11 protein-coding genes and 2 rRNA genes are annotated in these 16,682 nt (G+C 63.7%); 4 read left to right on the top strand and 9 right to left on the bottom strand.

Annotated features, from left to right (window positions below):
* Positions 1-50: 50 nt before the first annotated feature.
* Positions 51-2,138 carry a UvrD-helicase domain-containing protein gene (locus tag HDA45_RS27220; RefSeq protein ID WP_184899972.1) on the bottom strand — a complete coding sequence of 696 codons (2,088 nt, stop codon included), beginning with the start codon at positions 2,136-2,138 and terminating at the stop codon, positions 51-53.
* A gap of 63 nt (positions 2,139-2,201) precedes the next feature.
* Here HDA45_RS27220 and HDA45_RS27215 point away from each other — a divergent pair, with 63 nt between their 5' ends.
* Both HDA45_RS27215 and HDA45_RS27210 read left to right on the top strand, forming a co-directional pair.
* Positions 2,202-2,930: a DUF4191 domain-containing protein gene (locus HDA45_RS27215; RefSeq protein WP_076168932.1), complete on the top strand. Its 729-nt coding sequence runs from the start codon at positions 2,202-2,204 to the stop codon at positions 2,928-2,930.
* A gap of 105 nt (positions 2,931-3,035) precedes the next feature.
* Positions 3,036-3,989, top strand: coding sequence for a hypothetical protein (locus tag HDA45_RS27210; RefSeq protein WP_343072158.1), 954 nt, complete (start codon positions 3,036-3,038; stop codon positions 3,987-3,989).
* A 64-nt stretch (positions 3,990-4,053) separates the two neighbouring features.
* Here the strand turns inward: HDA45_RS27210 and HDA45_RS27205 are convergent, their stop codons facing one another.
* On the bottom strand, positions 4,054-4,539 hold the full coding sequence (locus tag HDA45_RS27205) for an RDD family protein (protein WP_184899970.1): 486 nt from the start codon (positions 4,537-4,539) through the stop codon (positions 4,054-4,056).
* 172 nt (positions 4,540-4,711) lie between these two features.
* Between HDA45_RS27205 and glnA the strand changes: the two genes are divergently transcribed.
* Positions 4,712-6,136: a type I glutamate--ammonia ligase gene (gene glnA / locus HDA45_RS27200; protein WP_076168933.1), complete on the top strand. Its 1,425-nt coding sequence runs from the start codon at positions 4,712-4,714 to the stop codon at positions 6,134-6,136.
* A gap of 88 nt (positions 6,137-6,224) precedes the next feature.
* Here glnA and HDA45_RS27195 read toward each other — a convergent pair whose 3' ends face one another.
* The 5 genes from HDA45_RS27195 to HDA45_RS27175 form a co-directional block, all read right to left on the bottom strand.
* A complete protein-coding gene (locus tag HDA45_RS27195) occupies positions 6,225-6,659 on the bottom strand; it encodes an acyl-CoA thioesterase (RefSeq protein ID WP_020633826.1) in 435 nt (144 codons plus the stop codon).
* A 119-nt stretch (positions 6,660-6,778) separates the two neighbouring features.
* Positions 6,779-9,760 (bottom strand): bifunctional [glutamine synthetase] adenylyltransferase/[glutamine synthetase]-adenylyl-L-tyrosine phosphorylase, encoded by a 2,982-nt coding sequence (locus HDA45_RS27190; protein WP_184899968.1) that lies wholly within the window; start codon positions 9,758-9,760, stop codon positions 6,779-6,781.
* A 108-nt stretch (positions 9,761-9,868) separates the two neighbouring features.
* Complete coding sequence (locus HDA45_RS27185; protein WP_378317794.1) at positions 9,869-10,987, bottom strand: inorganic phosphate transporter; 1,119 nt, start codon at positions 10,985-10,987, stop codon at positions 9,869-9,871.
* 105 nt (positions 10,988-11,092) lie between these two features.
* Positions 11,093-11,848 (bottom strand): glutamine amidotransferase-related protein, encoded by a 756-nt coding sequence (locus HDA45_RS27180; RefSeq protein WP_184899965.1) that lies wholly within the window; start codon positions 11,846-11,848, stop codon positions 11,093-11,095.
* An 89-nt stretch (positions 11,849-11,937) separates the two neighbouring features.
* Entirely contained in the window at positions 11,938-12,390 is a 453-nt protein-coding gene (locus tag HDA45_RS27175; protein ID WP_184899963.1) for a rhodanese-like domain-containing protein, read from the bottom strand.
* A gap of 107 nt (positions 12,391-12,497) precedes the next feature.
* Here HDA45_RS27175 and HDA45_RS27170 point away from each other — a divergent pair, with 107 nt between their 5' ends.
* Positions 12,498-12,944: an AsnC family transcriptional regulator gene (locus HDA45_RS27170; RefSeq protein ID WP_184899962.1), complete on the top strand. Its 447-nt coding sequence runs from the start codon at positions 12,498-12,500 to the stop codon at positions 12,942-12,944.
* Positions 12,945-13,067: 123 nt separating this feature from the next.
* Here the strand turns inward: HDA45_RS27170 and rrf are convergent.
* Positions 13,068-13,184: ribosomal RNA gene (gene rrf / locus HDA45_RS27165) — 5S ribosomal RNA — on the bottom strand.
* 83 nt (positions 13,185-13,267) lie between these two features.
* Positions 13,268-16,404: ribosomal RNA gene (locus tag HDA45_RS27160) — 23S ribosomal RNA — on the bottom strand.
* Positions 16,405-16,682: the final 278 nt, after the last annotated feature.

The raw sequence follows: 16,682 nt of genomic DNA, 5'->3' as shown, positions 1-16,682 counted from the left end.
GATCGGCTCTGAGCAGCGGGTTCGCCGCGCGGATCAAGCCGGCGACGCGGTCAAGACTCCACCGAGGCCCGCACGACGTCGAGAACCTCCGCCCCGAAGCGTTCGAGCTTCGTCGCGCCGATCCCGGAGATGGCGCACAACGCTGTGTCATCAGTCGGCCGCTGCTCGGCGATGGCGACCAGCGTCGCGTCCGTGAAGACGACGAAAGCCGGCACCTTGAGTTCGCGGGAGCGTTCCCCTCGCCAGGACCTCAGCTTTTCGAGAAGTTGCTCATCCACGTTGGACGGGCAACGGGAACAGCGCCCCAGCTTGATGTCCAGGGTCTCCAGCAGCGGCCCGCCGCACACCCGGCACCGCGCCTTGGTACCGGACTGCTTCGGCTGCTGAGCTCGCGCGACCCTCGCTGCCGGGTGGTCTTCGGGGATCAGGCCGTAGAGGAATCGGCTGCGCCGCCGGTTGCGGCGGTTGCCCGACGTCCTGGCCAAAGCCCACGACAGCGAGAGGTGCTCTCGGGCCCGGGTGACGCCGACATAGAAAAGGCGGCGCTCTTCCTCGATGGCCGCGTCGTCACCGTCAGCGTGGAGGATCGGCATGGTCCCCTCGGCGAGCCCGACAAGGAACACGGCGTCCCATTCGAGGCCCTTCGCCGCGTGAAGCGAGGCCAAAGTGATGCCCTCCACCGTCGGCGGATGCTGCGCGGTGGCCCGCTGCTCGAGCTCCGCCACGAATCGGGGCAGGTCCGCGTCGTCGATCGTGGAAGCCAGCTCCTCCGCCAGCTCGACGATCGACAGAAGCGCGTCCCACCGCTCCTTCGCCGCGCCGCCGGCCGGAGGCTGGTCGGTCAGCCCCACCTTCGCGAGCACGGAGCGAACCCTGGTCACGAGCTCGCCGGTGTCGGCGTCGGTCGACGCCATCCGCAACGCGGACATCGCCTGCCGAACCTCGGCCCTGGCGAAGAACCGCTCGCCGCCGCGGACCAGGTACGGAATGCCCACTTCCGCCAGCGCCTGCTCGTAGGCCTCTGATTGGGCGTTGACCCGGTAGAGAACGGCGATCTCGCTGGCCGCCACTCCGCCGTCGAGCAGGTCACGGATCCTGCGTGCGACTGCGGCCGCCTCGGCGGTCTCGTCGTCATATTCGGCGAAACGCGGGACCGGCCCCGAGGGACGCTGGCCGATGAGTTTCAACCTCGACCCCGCGGGACGACCACGGGCGGCGCCGATCACCTGGTTGGCGAGAGCCACGACCTCCGGAGTCGAGCGGTAGTCCCGCTCGAGCCGCACGACCGTCGCCTCGGGGAACCTCCGAGTGAACTCCAGCAGCGGCCGAGGAGAGGCACCACCGAACGAGTAGATGGTCTGGTTGGCGTCGCCGACCACGGTCAAGTCGTCGCGGCCGCCGAGCCACGCGTCGAGCAGCCGCTGCTGGAGCGGAGTGACGTCCTGGTACTCGTCGACGACAAAACAGCGGTAGCGCTCGCGGAACTCCTGGGCCACGACCGTGTGCTCCTCGAGGACGGCGGTGGTGTGCAGGAGCAGGTCGTCGAAATCGAGCACCTGCGCGGCGTTCTTGACCTTCTCGTAGTTGCGGTAGACCTCCGCGACCTGCGACGCGGGCGCGGGGGTGTCCCGCTGAGTGCGTGCGGCGACGGCCGGATAGTCGTCCGGCGATACCAAAGAGGCCTTGCTCCACTCGATCTCACTGGCGAGGTCGCGCAGGAGCTCCGTCTCGGTGCCGAGGCCGGCCTTGTTCGCGGCTTGGCTGATGTAGCGGAACTTGTTCTCGAGCAGCTCCCACGGCCGGTCCCCGACGACTTGCGGCCAGAAGTACCGAAGCTGACGGCGAGCGGCGGCGTGGAAAGTAAGCGCCTGGGCGGCTTCGACACCCAAGCCCCGAAGGCGCGCTCGCATCTCGCCCGCGGCGCGGGTCGTGAAGGTCACCGCAAGGACCTGACCAGCGGCGACGTGCCCGGAACGGACCAAATGAGCGATGCGATGCGTGATCGTCCGAGTCTTGCCTGTCCCCGCTCCAGCGAGAACACAGACCGGCCCCCTCGGCGCGCAGGCGGCGGCGCGTTGCTCGGGATCGAGCCCATCGAGCAGGCCTGGACGACTCTTCGGGGACGATGCGCTAACCACGCCCCGATCCTCGCAGAGGGCCCGACGGGATCGACGCAGGGCACGCGGCCGTATCCTGGTCACATGGCGGGAAAGCAGGACAAGGAAGCAGCGAAGCTGGCCAAGAAGGAGAAGCGCGCCGCGAGCAAGGCTCGCCGCGGGCAGATCTTCGAGGCCTTCAAGATGCAGCGCAAGGAAGACAAGGCGCTCATCCCCTGGATGGCCGGATCGCTCCTGGTCATCACCGGTGTCGTTTTCGGCATCGGGTTCATCTTCGACGTCCACTGGGTCGTGCTGCCGCTGGGCATTCTGCTCGGCGCACTCGCCGCTGTGATCATCTTCGGCAGGCGGGTCCAGAAGACCGTGTATTCGAAGGCGGACGGACAGCCGGGCGCCGCGGCCTGGGCACTCGAGAACATGCGAGGCCGCTGGAAGGTGACGCCGACAGTGGCGGCCACGACCCAGCTCGACGCCGTGCACCGAGTACTCGGTGGCCCGGGTGTCGTACTCGTCGCCGAAGGTGCGCCGCACCGCGTGAAGTCCCTGCTCGCGCAGGAGAAGAAGCGCGTTTCCCGCCTGATCGGTGAGACCCCGATCTACAACGTGATCATCGGGAACGAAGAGCAGCAGGTGCCGCTGAAGAAGCTTCAGGGCTACCTCATGAAGCTCCCGCGCAACCTCAAGCCCGCCCAGGTGGACGCGCTGGAAGCGAAGCTGGCCGCCCTCGGCAGCCGCGGCGCCGCGATGCCCAAGGGCCCGATGCCGGCCGGCGCGAAGATGCGCAACGTCCAGCGCACCATCCGCCGCCGCTGACCAAACGAGCATCAGGGGTCCTTTGCTACCGCCTCGCGTGGTAGCAAAGGACCCCTGATTCGTTTCCGAACAAAAACTGTCGGTGGGTGGTCGCATGATCACTGCGTGGACGGAATCCCAGGTGCCTTGCAGGCGGCGCTGGCAGCGATGTTCCCGGACGGTGTGGCCGCCCGGGCGAAACTTGTCGCCCTGGGCCACTCCCACTCCTGGATCTCGCGCCGCTGTCGCGAAGACGGCCCGTGGCGACGTCCGATTCCCGGCGTCATCCTTCTGACCGACGCCGCGCCGACCAGGCATCAGCTTCTGAAGATCGCGCTGACTCACGCGGGTCCGGACGCGATGCTCACCGGAGTCCAGGCTGCCCGGTTGTACGGGGTCAGAAGACTTCCACCGGAAAGACGGGCCCACACCTTGATCCCCCACCGGAGCAAGGTCGCCACCTGGGGATTCGCCGTCGTCGAACGAACGATCCACCTACCGGAACCAGTGGAGATCGACGGGCTGCCGGTAGCTCCGCTCGCCCGGGCCCTGATCGACGCGGCTCGCCGCATGGACGAACTCCACTCCGTGCGAGCGATGATCCACGACGCGGTCCACCGCGGACTCTGCACTCCAGAGAAACTTCGAACCGAGCTGGCGCAGGCCAGCACGATCGGCTCGGCACTCCCCCGCATCGTCGTCGGCGCACTCCAGGACGGTGTCGACTCCGCCGTGGAGCAATGGCTGGAGACCGTGCTCGACCGCAGTGGACTGCCCAAACCGATGAGGAAGGCCGAGCTACGAACTTCGGCTGGGGAGGCCATCGGTGTCGCCGAAGTCTGGTGGCCAAAGGTCGGGGTCGCCATGCAACTCCGCTACGAGGAGATCTCTCTCGAACCGGACAAGGCATCCGAGATACCCACCTTGGTCGCCGTCGGCCTCATCGTCGTCCAGGTAAGTCCGGCGCAGCTACGGGACCAGCCGCTGGTAGTGATTCAGGAGCTGCGAGCAGCTCACCGCCGCGCTCGGCAACGACCGCCCCCGGAACTCGGCAGTGCTCCCTCGGCACCGGCCGCCTGAACGCAGTCAGCAAGGCAGCCGTTCCTCTGGCGAGAGCAAAGATCCCTTGCTCTCTCTTCCGAGGTCATCGCATCCGGATCACGACGGTTCCGGTCAGCCGGTCGAGCCAGCTCCGGCCGTCGATGTTGCGGAGCGCGGCAGGGATGATCAGAAAGGTCAGTGCGGCCCGCACTACTGCACGCCACACTCCGACCATCTGTGCGCCGTCGAGCCTGGCAACGCGGACTCCGACCACTGCCATACCCGGAGTGAAGCCGAAGAACGTGGCGGGAATGACCGTGATGGCCGCCCAGACACCCACAGACCAGAGGTTGAACGTCTGCATGACGGCCGGATCCTGGAGGTTGGGTGTCACGAAGAGAGTGGTGACCAACGAGGCGAGCACCAAATCGATGACCAGCCCGAGGAGTCGTGCCCCACCGCCCGCTACCGAGCCGACACCCGATTGGGGCAAGCCGAGTCGCTCACCACGCCATCGCTGCGTACCCTCGCCACCGGCCGTCGTTTCGTCCCCGGCTCCGGGTAGCCATTCTCCGGTCCATCTCGCCACCCATCCAGGGTATGCCGGTGGCGCGGGCCACATTCGCCCTGGTCGACTACCCGATATCGCCGCCCCGTTAACACCGGCGAAACATACGGGTGACGGTCGGGCAACACCGCGCTCTTAGCGTGAGCCGAAGAGAGTACTGCCGCCGGCAACGAACGAGAAGGAGTCACCGAGGGTGCCCACTACTCCAGACGACATTCAGCGCCTTATCGCCGACGAGAACGTAGAGGTCGTCGACGTCAGGTTCTGCGACCTGCCCGGTGTGATGCAGCACTTCACCGTTCCGGCGAAGGCGTTCAACGAAGAAGCCTATGAAGAAGGCCTGGCCTTCGACGGCTCCTCGGTGCGTGGGTTCCAGTCGATCCACGAATCCGACATGCTGCTCCTCCCGGACCCCGAAACCGCGCGTATCGACCCGTTCCGCAAGGCCAAGACGCTTTCGCTGAACTTCTTCGTGCACGACCCGTTCACCCGGGAGGCGTACAGCCGCGACCCGCGCAACATCGCGCGCAAGGCCGAGCAGTACATCTCCGAGTACGGCGTCGCCGACAACGTGTTCTTCGGCCCGGAGGCCGAGTTCTACATCTTCGACTCGATCCGGTTCGACTCCGCCGAGCACGCCTCGTTCCACGAGATCGACTCCGTCGAGGGCTGGTGGAACACCGGTGCCGACGTGCCGGGCGGCAACCAGGGTTACAAGACGAAGTTCAAGGGCGGCTACTTCCCCGTTCCGCCGGTCGACCACTTCGCCGACCTGCGCGACGAGATCGTCAGCAAGCTGCAGGGGTCCGGTTTCGAGATCGAGCGCGCGCACCACGAAGTGGGCACCGCTGGTCAGACCGAGATCAACTACAAGTACAACACGCTGCTGCACGCTGCGGACGACCTGCAGCTGTTCAAGTACATCGTGAAGAACACCGTGTTCGCCGCCGGCAAGACCGCGACGTTCATGCCGAAGCCGCTCGCCGGTGACAACGGCTCGGGTATGCACTGCCACCAGTCGCTGTGGAAGGACGGCACGCCGCTGTTCCACGACGAGTCGGGTTACGCGGGGCTGTCCGACACCGCCCGTCACTACATCGGCGGTCTGCTCAAGCACGCGCCGAGCCTGCTGGCCTTCACCAACCCGACCGTCAACTCGTACCACCGGCTCGTGCCGGGCTTCGAGGCTCCGGTCAGCCTGGTGTACTCGCAGCGGAACCGGTCGGCTTGTGTCCGTATCCCCATCACGGGCAACAACCCGAAGGCCAAGCGCGCCGAGTTCCGGTGCCCGGACTCGTCCGGCAACCCGTACCTGGCGTTCTCGGCGATGATGATGGCCGGTCTCGACGGCATCAAGAACAAGATCGAGCCGCCGGAGCCCATCGACAAGGACCTCTACGAGCTCCCGCCGGAGGAGGCCCAGAACGTCAAGCTCGTTCCTGGCGACCTGGGTGCGGTTCTCGACACGCTCGAGGCCGACCACGATTACCTGCTCGAGGGTGGCGTGTTCACCCCCGACGTGATCGACACGTGGATCTCCTACAAGCGTGAGAACGAGATCGACCCGCTGCGGCTGCGCCCGCACCCGTACGAGTTCTCGCTGTACTACGACGTGTAAGTCGTGCGGTAGCAACACCAAGAGCACGCCGGTGGTGAGGTGCGGAAACGCCCTCACCACCGGCGTTTCTTTTGGTCCGGCGGAGCGACTACTCCGAGGTGGAGAGAACCTTCAGGTCGACGCCCGCACGCTCGATACGGCCGCGCGGGTCATCCACCAGCTTGCGTCGCTCGAGATCCATCAGCCCCAGCGTGCAGGTGATTTCCGCGGACAGGGTGCCGTCGACCTTGTAGATGTTCGAGTCCATGTGGAAGGTCTTGCCGGTACCGAACTTGGCATCACAGGTCACATCGACGACGTCACCGGCTCGAAGCTCGCGTCGGAACACGATGTGGGACTCCAACAGCACGAACGCGAGATTCGCGTCTCGCATGCCCGAGTTGAGGCCCCCGGCGAGCTCCATCAGCTCGAGCCTGGATACCTCGCCGTACGAGTGGTAGACGGCGTGGTTGAGATGGCCGAGAGTGTCCAGCTCGTAATGGCGCACCTTGATCCGGGTGCGAAATGGCTCGCGCACAGTCACCAGACCACTCTAAGTGCCGCTCTCCGTCCGCGTCTCCAAGTGTGAGCAAGGGACCTTTGCTACCGCCTGCCGCGCGTGGGCGAGGCGATAGCAAAGGTCCCTTGCTCACTTCTCGCAGGTCAGAGCGGTCGATCCTGGTAGAAGAGGGTCTCCACGACCGCATGGGCACGCCGCGTCGTCCGCCGGTAGGCATCAAGAAACTCGCCTGGATCGTCGTCCGCGGAGTAACCGAGTACCCGCGCGACCGCGGCGAGATCTCGACCGGAGCTGGGGATCTCGTCGACGGCCTTGCCCCTGACCAGCATCCCGGCGTTCCGGACCCTTGTCGCCAACAGCCAGGCTTCGGTCAGAGATTCGATCTCGGCGGCCTCGGCGAGCCCTGCCTCCACCGCGGCCTTCAGCGCTTCGATCGTCGACGTGGTCCGAAGTCCCTCAACCTCGTGCCCGTGACGCAGTTGCATGAGCTGCACGGTCCACTCCACGTCGGCGAGCCCTCCGCGCCCGAGTTTCGTGTGCCTTGTCGGGTCGGCGCCCTTGGGCATCCGCTCCGTCTCCACCCGCGCCTTGATCCGTCTGATCTCGCGCACTCGAACCGCGTCGAGGCCGGCCTGCGGGTAGCGGATGGGGTCGATCATTGCGATGAACCGTGCGCCGAGATCGTCGTCGCCGGCGATGAACCGGGCCCGAAGCAGTGCCTGCGATTCCCAGACCTCCGCCCACCGTCCGTAGTAGCTGCGGTAGGACTCGAGGGTCCGCACCAACGGGCCGCTCCGCCCTTCGGGACGAAGATCGGCGTCGACGACCAATGCAGGGTCAGGGCTGGGCGCGCCGAGAATCTTGCGCACCGTCTCGGCGACGGAGGAAGCGAACTTCGCTGCTTCGGAGTCCGACACCCCCTCAGTCGGCTCGCAGACGAAGAGCACGTCGGCGTCGGATCCATAGCCGAGTTCGGCTCCGCCCAGACGCCCCATACCGATGACGGCGATCTTCGCGGGCGTCTGGCCGAGCTCTGCCTGCCGCTGGCGAAAAGCCGCAGCCAAGGCGCCTTGCAACACGGCGACCCACACACTCGACAGCGCCTCGCAGACCGCGGGGACATCGAGCAACCCCAGTAAGTCGGCGGACGCGATCCGCAGCATCTCGTGCCGTCGGAGCGATCTGGCGGCCGCGACCGCGGCGTTCAAACCCGGCTGACGGCGAACCGCAGCTCGTAGTGAAATGGCCACTTCCGCCGGGGTGCGACCCGCCAGGCGCGCGGGATCTCCGAGCAGTTGCAGGACTTCCGGCGCTCTCACCAGCAGGTCAGGCACCAACCGCGATGTGCCCAGCAGGAAGGCGAGCCGTTCGACGACAGCACCCTCGTCCCGAAGAACCCTGAGGTACCAAGGAGTTTGCTCAAGCGCCTCGGAGACCTTCCGATAGGACAGAAGTCCGCGGTCAGGGTCCGGGGTGTCGGCGAGAAGGTCCAGCAAGACCGGCAGCAGAGCCTGCTGGATGGCCGCCCGACGCGACATTCCGGCAGTCAGTGCCTTGATGTGCTGCAGTGCCCCGTCCGGCGCGGCGTAGCCGAGTGCGGCGAGGCGGCTTTCCGCCTGTTTCGTCGTCAGCCGTAGTGCTTCGGTGGGCACGTTCGCAACGGACTGCAGGAGCGGGCGGTAGAAGAGCTTCTCGTGAAGACGTCGGATGCTCTGCAGGTGGCGCCGGAACTCCGCCAGCAGCACATCTCCTTCGCTCCGGCCACGGGCGGGCCGAACTCCGCTCGCCCTCGCGATCGTTCGCAACTCACTCGCGTCCGAAGCCGCGGGAAACAGGTGCGTACGCCGAAGCCGGCGAAGCTGGAGGCGATGCTCAATGGTCCTGAGGAATTCGTACGACGATCCAAGCTCCGCGGCATCCGTGCGACCGACGTACCCGCCCTCCCCCAATGCGGCGAGCGCGTCCATCGTGGACGGAGAACGCAGCTCGGCATCGATTCGACCGTGGACCAGCTGCAGCAACTGCACCGCGAACTCGACATCGCGAAGGCCGCCGCGTCCCAGCTTCAGTTCCCGCTCGGCGTGCGCGGAGGGCACGTGGCCTTCGACGCGGCGCCGCATCTTCTGCACCTCGGGGACGAAGTTCTCCCGATCGGCCGCCGCCCACACTTTCGGAGCGACCATCTCCGCGTACTGACGCCCGAGCTCGGGGTCGCCTGCGACCGGTCGCGCTTTGAGCAACGCCTGGAACTCCCAGGTCTTGGCCCATTTCTGGTAGTAGGCAGCGTGGCCGTCGAGGGTGCGGACCAATGCGCCCGCCTTGCCCTCCGGGCGCAAAGCCGCGTCGACCTCGAAGCAGGCCTTGCCGACCACGCGCATCATCGTGCTGGCCAGCCGCGTCGAAACCGAGAGATCTCCATCTCCGACGAAGATGACATCCACGTCGCTCACATAGTTCAGCTCTCGGCCACCGCATTTGCCCATCGCGATCACGGCCAGCCGGCCTTCGACCCCGGCACCCACCTCTGACTCCGCGACCAGAAGGCCCACCGTGAGTGCGGCCTCGGCCAGCTTGGTGAGCTGAGCACCGATTTCGGCATAGGGCGGCTGATGGAGGCCAGGTTCGACGAGATGACCGAGGTCGGCCGCCGCGATCCCGAGAAGCAGTTCGCGGTATCCGGCGCGAAGAGCCTGCTCTGACTCAAGCCCTGTGAGCAGCTCTCCTTCCGACCGTAAATGGTCAAGAAGGCGGCTCACGTACTGATCCGGCTCAGTGCACTTGTCGCCCTGGAGGGTCTTCCAGCAATCGGTGTTCCCGACCAGGAAGTCCGCGAGCGCGCTTGAGGTGCCCAGAACACCGAGCAACCGGCCACGGAAGGTGCGGTTCGCCCGAAGCTCCTGGTCGAGCTCAGTCCAGGCAGCCGGATCGGCCTCCCTGATCCGGTCGAGTCCACTCAAGGCCAGATCGGGATCCGCCGCGCGGGAAAGGGCTGACAGCACGTCGGCAGCGGAGCTGTCCGGGCCGGATTCGGTCCACCAACCGGCAGCACGCAGCTGCCCGTCGGCACGGGGGTCGGTGAAGCCGTATCTCGCCACGGAAGCGGTCGGCCTGGCGCGCTCAACCATCGGCTTCCACCGTAGTCGCCCTTCCGTCCATGACCAGACGGACGCGCAAGAGAGCAGGGGACCTTTGGTGTCGCCGAGCGGCGGCGATACCAAAGGTCCCCTGCTCCGCTAGGCGGCGATCCTGCCGACTTCCTGTTCTGGAACGGTCGGGGCCGGAGTGGTGAAGCTGCCGGCGTTGACGGGGCTCCGCCGCGAAAGAAGGTAAATCCCGATACCGATCGCCAGGCCCACTACACCGACGGAGATGGTGCCCACAGTGCCTGTCGAAGTCACGAGACCTGCAGCGGCTCCGACGATGGCAGCTGCCGGAAGCGTGAACAGCCAGGCGATCACCATGCGGCCGGCAGTACCCCAGCGGACCGGTGACTCGTTCCTGCCCACACCTGAACCGACGATGCCGCCGGAACAGACGTGAGTCGTCGAAAGCGGAAAGCCGAAGCTCGTCGAGGCGAGAATGACCGCCGCCGAGCTGGTCTGCGCGGCGAAGCCCTGCGGGCCATCGATGTCCGTCAGGCCCTTACCCAGCGTGTAGGTGATTCGCCAGCCACCCAGGTAAGTGCCGAGCGCCAACGCCAATGCCGCACTGACGATCACCCAGAGCGGCGGACCGGCTCCGGCGGGCAGGGTTCCGGCAGTGATCATCGTCAGCGTGATGACACCCATGGTCTTCTGCGCGTCGTTCGTGCCATGAGCTAGCGAGACGAGCGAAGCCGAGATGATCTGGCCGACTCGGAAGCCCGACGTGCGGCCGCGCCGGACGAAGATCCGGTAGACGAAGTACGTCACGATCATCGCGGCAAGGCCTGCCAGGACAGGCGACAGTGCCGCTGGGATCAGCACCTTCTCGACGATCTTTCCGAAATGGACGGAGTCCGTTCCGGCCGACACCCACGTAGCGCCGATCAGCCCACCGAACAACGCATGGGACGAACTGGACGGCAGTCCCACGAACCAAGTGACCAGGTTCCACACGATCGCCCCGACCAGACCGCCGAACACGATCGCCGGCCCGATCTTGGTGTCGTCGACCAGTCCATTCGAGATGGTCTTGGCGACTTCGACCGACAGGAAGGCTCCGACCAGGTTCAGGACCGCGGAGATCGTCACGGCCACCTTGGGACGCAGCGCCCCCGTGGCGATCGACGTCGCCATCGAGTTGGCCGTGTCATGGAACCCGTTTGTGAAATCGAAAATTAGGGCCGTGACGACGACGAGCACGACCAACACTGAGGGCTCCACCCCGACCTCCGAACCCTTCGAAACTCCCTTCGCAAGGTACCTGACAGCAAGACAAGAGCGTTAACAACCCATACACATTTGAGACATAAGTCGTTAAGCCATCGGCAATGTACGTTGACGTTCCGCAGCCGGAGCGAGGTCACCGGACACCAGTCGGACGAAGCGATGCGCGAACGGTCGCCAGGTTTCGGTGATGTCGGCGTGCACCTGGGCGAGATTTTCCGGGGTGAGTGCGTCCGGCCGGGTGAGTTCCGCCATTTCCGGCGACTGCCGCGCCCAGTCGAGCACGATGTCCGGCGTTGTCTCGATATGGAACTGGACACCGTAGGCACAACGGTCGAATCGGAAGGCCTGGTAGGCATACCGCGGCGAGGAAGCGAGGAGTTCGGCTCCGGCCGGCAGCCGAGTGATCGCGTCGTTGTGGAACTGCAAGACGTCCTGCATGAGCGGCAGGTCCGCGAAGAGCGGGTCAGTCCAAGCAGCGTCCTTCTTGGACACAAGCCCCGGGCCGACCTCGGGCCCTTGATCACCTGTGGCGACGATGCCGCCCAGCGCCGTCGCCAGGAGCTGGCCGCCGAGACAGATCGCGAGCGTCGGGATGTGAGTGCTCGCAGCCTTCGAAAGAAGCTTCCGCACGTCCGCAAGCCACGGATGGGCTGCGTCGTCGTTGGCACCCATCCCCCCGCCAAGACAGACGACGCCCGCGTACCCGTCAAGATCGGCGGGGAGATCCTGTTCGGGCGGCAACCGGATGTCGAGCTCGGCTCCCGCCTCGGTGAGCCAGTCGCCGAGGGGGCCGATCGGATCTGATTCGTCTGGCTGGATGACGAGCAACTTGGGAGCGGTCACCACCCCAGCCTACGACCGCGGGGAGAGCAAGGGACCTTTGCTATCACTCGGGGCCGCGATAGCAAAGGTCCCTTGCTCCGCTCCGGGTGTCAGCAGGCGCAGCGTGGGGTGGGGGCGGAAGTGAGGGAGAGCGCGAGGGTGTCCCGGTCGACGGGATAGCCGGCTGCTTGCCAGGCGGTGATACCGCCGGAGAGGCGTTTGACCTTGAAGCCGAACTCCGCGAGTTTCAGGGCTCCCTTGGTCGCGGCGTTGCAGTGAATGCTCTCGCAGTAGCAGACGTAGACGAGACTGCGGTCGAGGTTGCTGACCGACTCGGGCGTCAGGTCCCGGTAGGGGAGATTGATCGCGCCGGGGATGCGAGCCGACGCGAAGGCTTCGGGAGCCCGGGTCTCGACGACCACGTATCCACGCTGGGTATCGGCGGTGAGATCGCGGATCAAGTCATCGGGGTCCACATCGAGGGCGAGCTCGGCGCGAAGGTGCGCGGCCGCGGTCGCGCTGTCCAGAGCCGGGGACGTCAGTACGCGGGGTTCGATCGTCATGCCTTAATCCTGCTGATCGGTGATCATCCAGAACATCGGAGAATCCAGGCGCTGCCGCCGACTAGCCTGGAGATTCCTGGCGGATACGACGATCGACCTGGAGTTCCGTGAACCTCGATGATCTCGACTGGCAGCTGCTCGAGCTGCTGCAGTCCGACGGACGGCTGACCTTCTCGGAGCTCGGTCGACGAGTGTCGCTGTCCGCGCCCGCGGTGACCGAGCGGGTCCGGCGCCTCGAGGAGAAGGGGGTCATCACCGGCTACTCGGCCAGCGTCGACTTGACGAAGCTCGGGCTGCCGATCGAGGCGATGATCCGGGCGAAGGTGCGGAGCCTCGACACCGCTCGCTTCCGAGAAGCCATCCTCGTACTGCCCCAGGTGCTCGACGCCGATCACGTCACGGGGGACGAGTGCTGGTTAGTGCGAGTTGCCTGTCAGAACACTGCGGAGCTGGAGGAGCTCGTAGAGCGGATGCAGCGCTATGGGGAGACGACGACTTCGCTGGTGTTCTCGTCGCCGGTCCGCCGACGTGCGGTCGGCCGGCCGAGCGGTTGAGCGCTGCCGCGGTGATAGCAAGGGACCTTTGCTATCACCGGGCGGAGGCGGGCATGAAAAAAGGTCTGGGACCTGGGAGAACCACGAGGGTTCTCGACCAGGTCCCAGACCTTTTCAATGTTAGTCCGGCGGTGTCCTACTCTCCCACAACCCTTCGGTTGCAGTACCATCGGCGCTGTCAGGCTTAGCTTCCGGGTTCGGAATGGGACCGGGCGTTTCCCTGACGCTATAACCACCGAAACACTACGAAACAACACACACTCGTTTGTTTCACACAAACGGTGTGGTGTTTCAGAGCTGTAGAGTGGATGCGTAACATCTTTGTGGGCAAGTCCTCGGCCTATTAGTACCAGTCAACTCGACAACACATTACTGTGCTTCCATTTCTGGCCTATCAACCCAATGGTCTGTTGGGGGCCTTAACCCATCAAGGGTGGGATACCTCATCTTGGAACAGGCTTCCCGCTTAGATGCCTTCAGCGGTTATCCCTTCCGAACGTGGCCAACCAGCCATGCCACTGGCGTGACAACTGGCATACCAGAGGTTCGTCCGTCCCGGTCCTCTCGTACTAGGGACAGCCTTCCTCAAGTATCCTACGCGCGCGGCGGATAGGGACCGAACTGTCTCACGACGTTCTAAACCCAGCTCGCGTGCCGCTTTAATGGGCGAACAGCCCAACCCTTGGGACCTACTCCGGCCCCAGGATGCGACGAGCCGACATCGAGGTGCCAAACCATGCCGTCGATATGGACTCTTGGGCAAGATCAGCCTGTTATCCCCGGGGTACCTTTTATCCGTTGAGCGACACCCCTTCCACCAGGTGGTGCCGGATCACTAGTCCCGACTTTCGTCCCTGCTCGACATGTCTGTCTCACAGTCAAGCTCCCTTGTGCACTTGCACTCAACACCTGATTGCCAACCAGGCTGAGGGAACCTTTGGGCGCCTCCGTTACTCTTTAGGAGGCAACCGCCCCAGTTAAACTACCCATCAGGCACTGTCCCTGAACCAGATCATGGTCCGAGGTTCAGATTCCCAATCCGACCAGAGTGGTATTTCAACAACGACTCCACCAACACTAGCGTGCCAGCTTCACAGTCTCCCACCTATCCTACACAAGCCGAACCGAAAACCAATACCAAACTATAGTAAAGGTCCCGGGGTCTTTCCGTCCTGCCGCGCGTAACGAGCATCTTTACTCGTAGTGCAATTTCGCCGGGCCTGTGGTTGAGACAGCCGGAAAGTCGTTACGCCATTCGTGCAGGTCGGAACTTACCCGACAAGGAATTTCGCTACCTTAGGATGGTTATAGTTACCACCGCCGTTTACTGGCGCTTAAATTCTCAGCTTCACCCCGAAAGGTTAACCGGTCCTCTTAACGTTCCAGCACCGGGCAGGCGTCAGTCCATATACATCGTCTTGCGACTTCGCATGGACCTGTGTTTTTAGTAAACAGTCGCTTTCCGCTGGTCTCTGCGGCCACCCACCCCTAGTCCGCGAAGGACTTCAGAGTGTTTGGCCCCCCTTCTCCCGAAGTTACGGGGGCATTTTGCCGAGTTCCTTAACCACAGTTCACCCGATCGCCTTAGTATTCTCTACCTGACCACCTGTGTTGGTTTGGGGTACGGGCCGTGCACGCACTCGCTAGAGGCTTTTCTCGGCAGCATAGGATCACTCTACTTCACCTCAATCGGCTACGCATCACGTCTCAGCCTTAATAGAGTGCGGATTTGCCTACACTCTGGCCTACACGCTTACACCAGTACTACCACTCACTGGCGGAGCTACCTTCCTGCGTCACCCCATCACTCGACTACTACGGAATCAGATCCCACGCTCCACACAGAAACCTCCGTCCGAAGACATTGGTAACTGGCTTTGGGTGGTTAGTATCAACCGCCTCATCCTGGGCGCACGTGCTCGGGTACGGGAATATCAACCCGTTATCCATCGACTACGCCTGTCGGCCTCGCCTTAGGTCCCGACTTACCCTGGGCGGATTAGCCTGGCCCAGGAACCCTTGGTCATCCGGCGGCAGAGTTTCTCACTCTGCATTCGCTACTCATGCCTGCATTCTCACTCCCACACCCTCCACGACTGGCTTCCGCCGCCGCTTCCCTGGATGCAGGACGCTCCCCTACCCATCCACACGACTGGACGTGATCCTCAAGGGACACGTCGATCTGTATGTGTGAATGACACAGCTTCGGCGGTGTGCTTAAGCCCCGCTACATTGTCGGCGCAGGACCACTTGACCAGTGAGCTATTACGCACTCTTTCAAGGGTGGCTGCTTCTAAGCCAACCTCCTGGTTGTCTGGGCAATCCCACATCCTTTCCCACTGAGCACACACTTGGGGGCCTTAGCTGGTGTTCTGGGCTGTTTCCCTCTCGACGACGAAGCTTATCCCCCGCCGTCTCACTGCCACACTCTCACACCACGGTATTCGGAGTTTGGTTGATTTCGGTAACCCGGTAAGGCCCCTAGACCATCCAGTAGCTCTACCCCCGTGGTGAAACATGTGACGCTGCACCTAAATGCATTTCGGGGAGAACCAGCTATCACGGAGTTTGATTGGCCTTTCACCCCTACCCACAGCTCATCCCCTCAGTTTTCAACCTAAGTGGGTTCGGCCCTCCACGTCGTCTTACCGACGCTTCAGCCTGGCCATGGGTAGATCACTCCGCTTCGGGTCTAGACCACGCGACTCAGACGCCCTATTCAGACTCGCTTTCGCTACGGCTACCCCACACGGGTTAACCTCGCCACGCAGCACTAACTCGCAGGCTCATTCTTCAAAAGGCACGCCATCACCGTAATATCACAAGGATATGCTCGGGCTCTGACGGCTTGTAGGCACACGGTTTCAGGTACTCTTTCACTCCCCTCCCGGGGTACTTTTCATCTTTCCCTCACGGTACTAGTCCGCTATCGGTCTTCAGGAAGTATTTAGGCTTACCGGGTGGTCCCGGCAGATTCACAGCAAATTCCACGAGCTCGCTGCTACTCGGGAACACCAGACAAACAATCCACAACGTGTTTTCGCGTACGGGACTCTCACCCACTCCGGTCGCCCATCCCAAGGCGTTCCACTAACACGCGTAACCGTTCCGAGGACTGTCAGATCCTCGACGCTGGGTCCCACAACACCACACACACAACGCCTGACAGCTTGACATGTGCATGGTTTAGCCTCTTCCGCTTTCGCTCGCCACTACTCACGGAATCACGGTTGTTTTCTCTTCCTACGGGTACTGAGATGTTTCACTTCCCCGCGTTCCCTCCACACACCCTATATATTCAGATGCGGGTAACACCACATAACTGGTGCTGGGTTTCCCCATTCGGAAATCCTCGGATCACAGCTCGGTTGACAGCTCCCCGAGGCATATCGCAGCCTCCCACGTCCTTCATCGGCTCCTGAAGCCAAGACATCCACCATGTGCCCTTAATAACTTGACCACAAAGATGCTCGCATCCACTCTACAGTTCTCAAACACCACACCAGAAACAAACTCCCGGGGGGTTAGCCCCTCGGCGTGTTGCCTCAGGACCCAACAGCATGCCAGCGAACACCAATCCCTCTCGACCCCACAGCACACGTTCCACGCACCCGAAGATGCAGTACTAGCCCGTGCGGGCATCAAGCGAACCAGCATAAACCAGTAGTTCCACAATTCCTTGAGCAACCAGAACAAGTACACATTCGGCACTTGAGCTCTGGCCACTCCACCACCGTT

The sequence above is a fragment of the Amycolatopsis umgeniensis genome, from assembly GCF_014205155.1.
GTDB classification, from domain to species: Bacteria; Actinomycetota; Actinomycetes; order Mycobacteriales; family Pseudonocardiaceae; genus Amycolatopsis; species Amycolatopsis umgeniensis.
This window is presented reverse-complemented; position numbering and strand designations above follow the sequence as displayed.

Excerpts from the sequence above, each read along its gene's own strand:
- HDA45_RS27215 (WP_076168932.1), top strand. The coding sequence starts at position 2,202 with ATGGCGGGAAAGCAGGACAAGGAAGCAGCGAAGCTGGCCAAGAAGGAG.
- HDA45_RS27190 (WP_184899968.1), bottom strand. The coding sequence starts at position 9,760 with ATGGTTGAGCGCGCCAGGCCGACCGCTTCCGTGGCGAGATACGGCTTC.
- HDA45_RS27175 (WP_184899963.1), bottom strand. The coding sequence starts at position 12,390 with ATGACGATCGAACCCCGCGTACTGACGTCCCCGGCTCTGGACAGCGCG.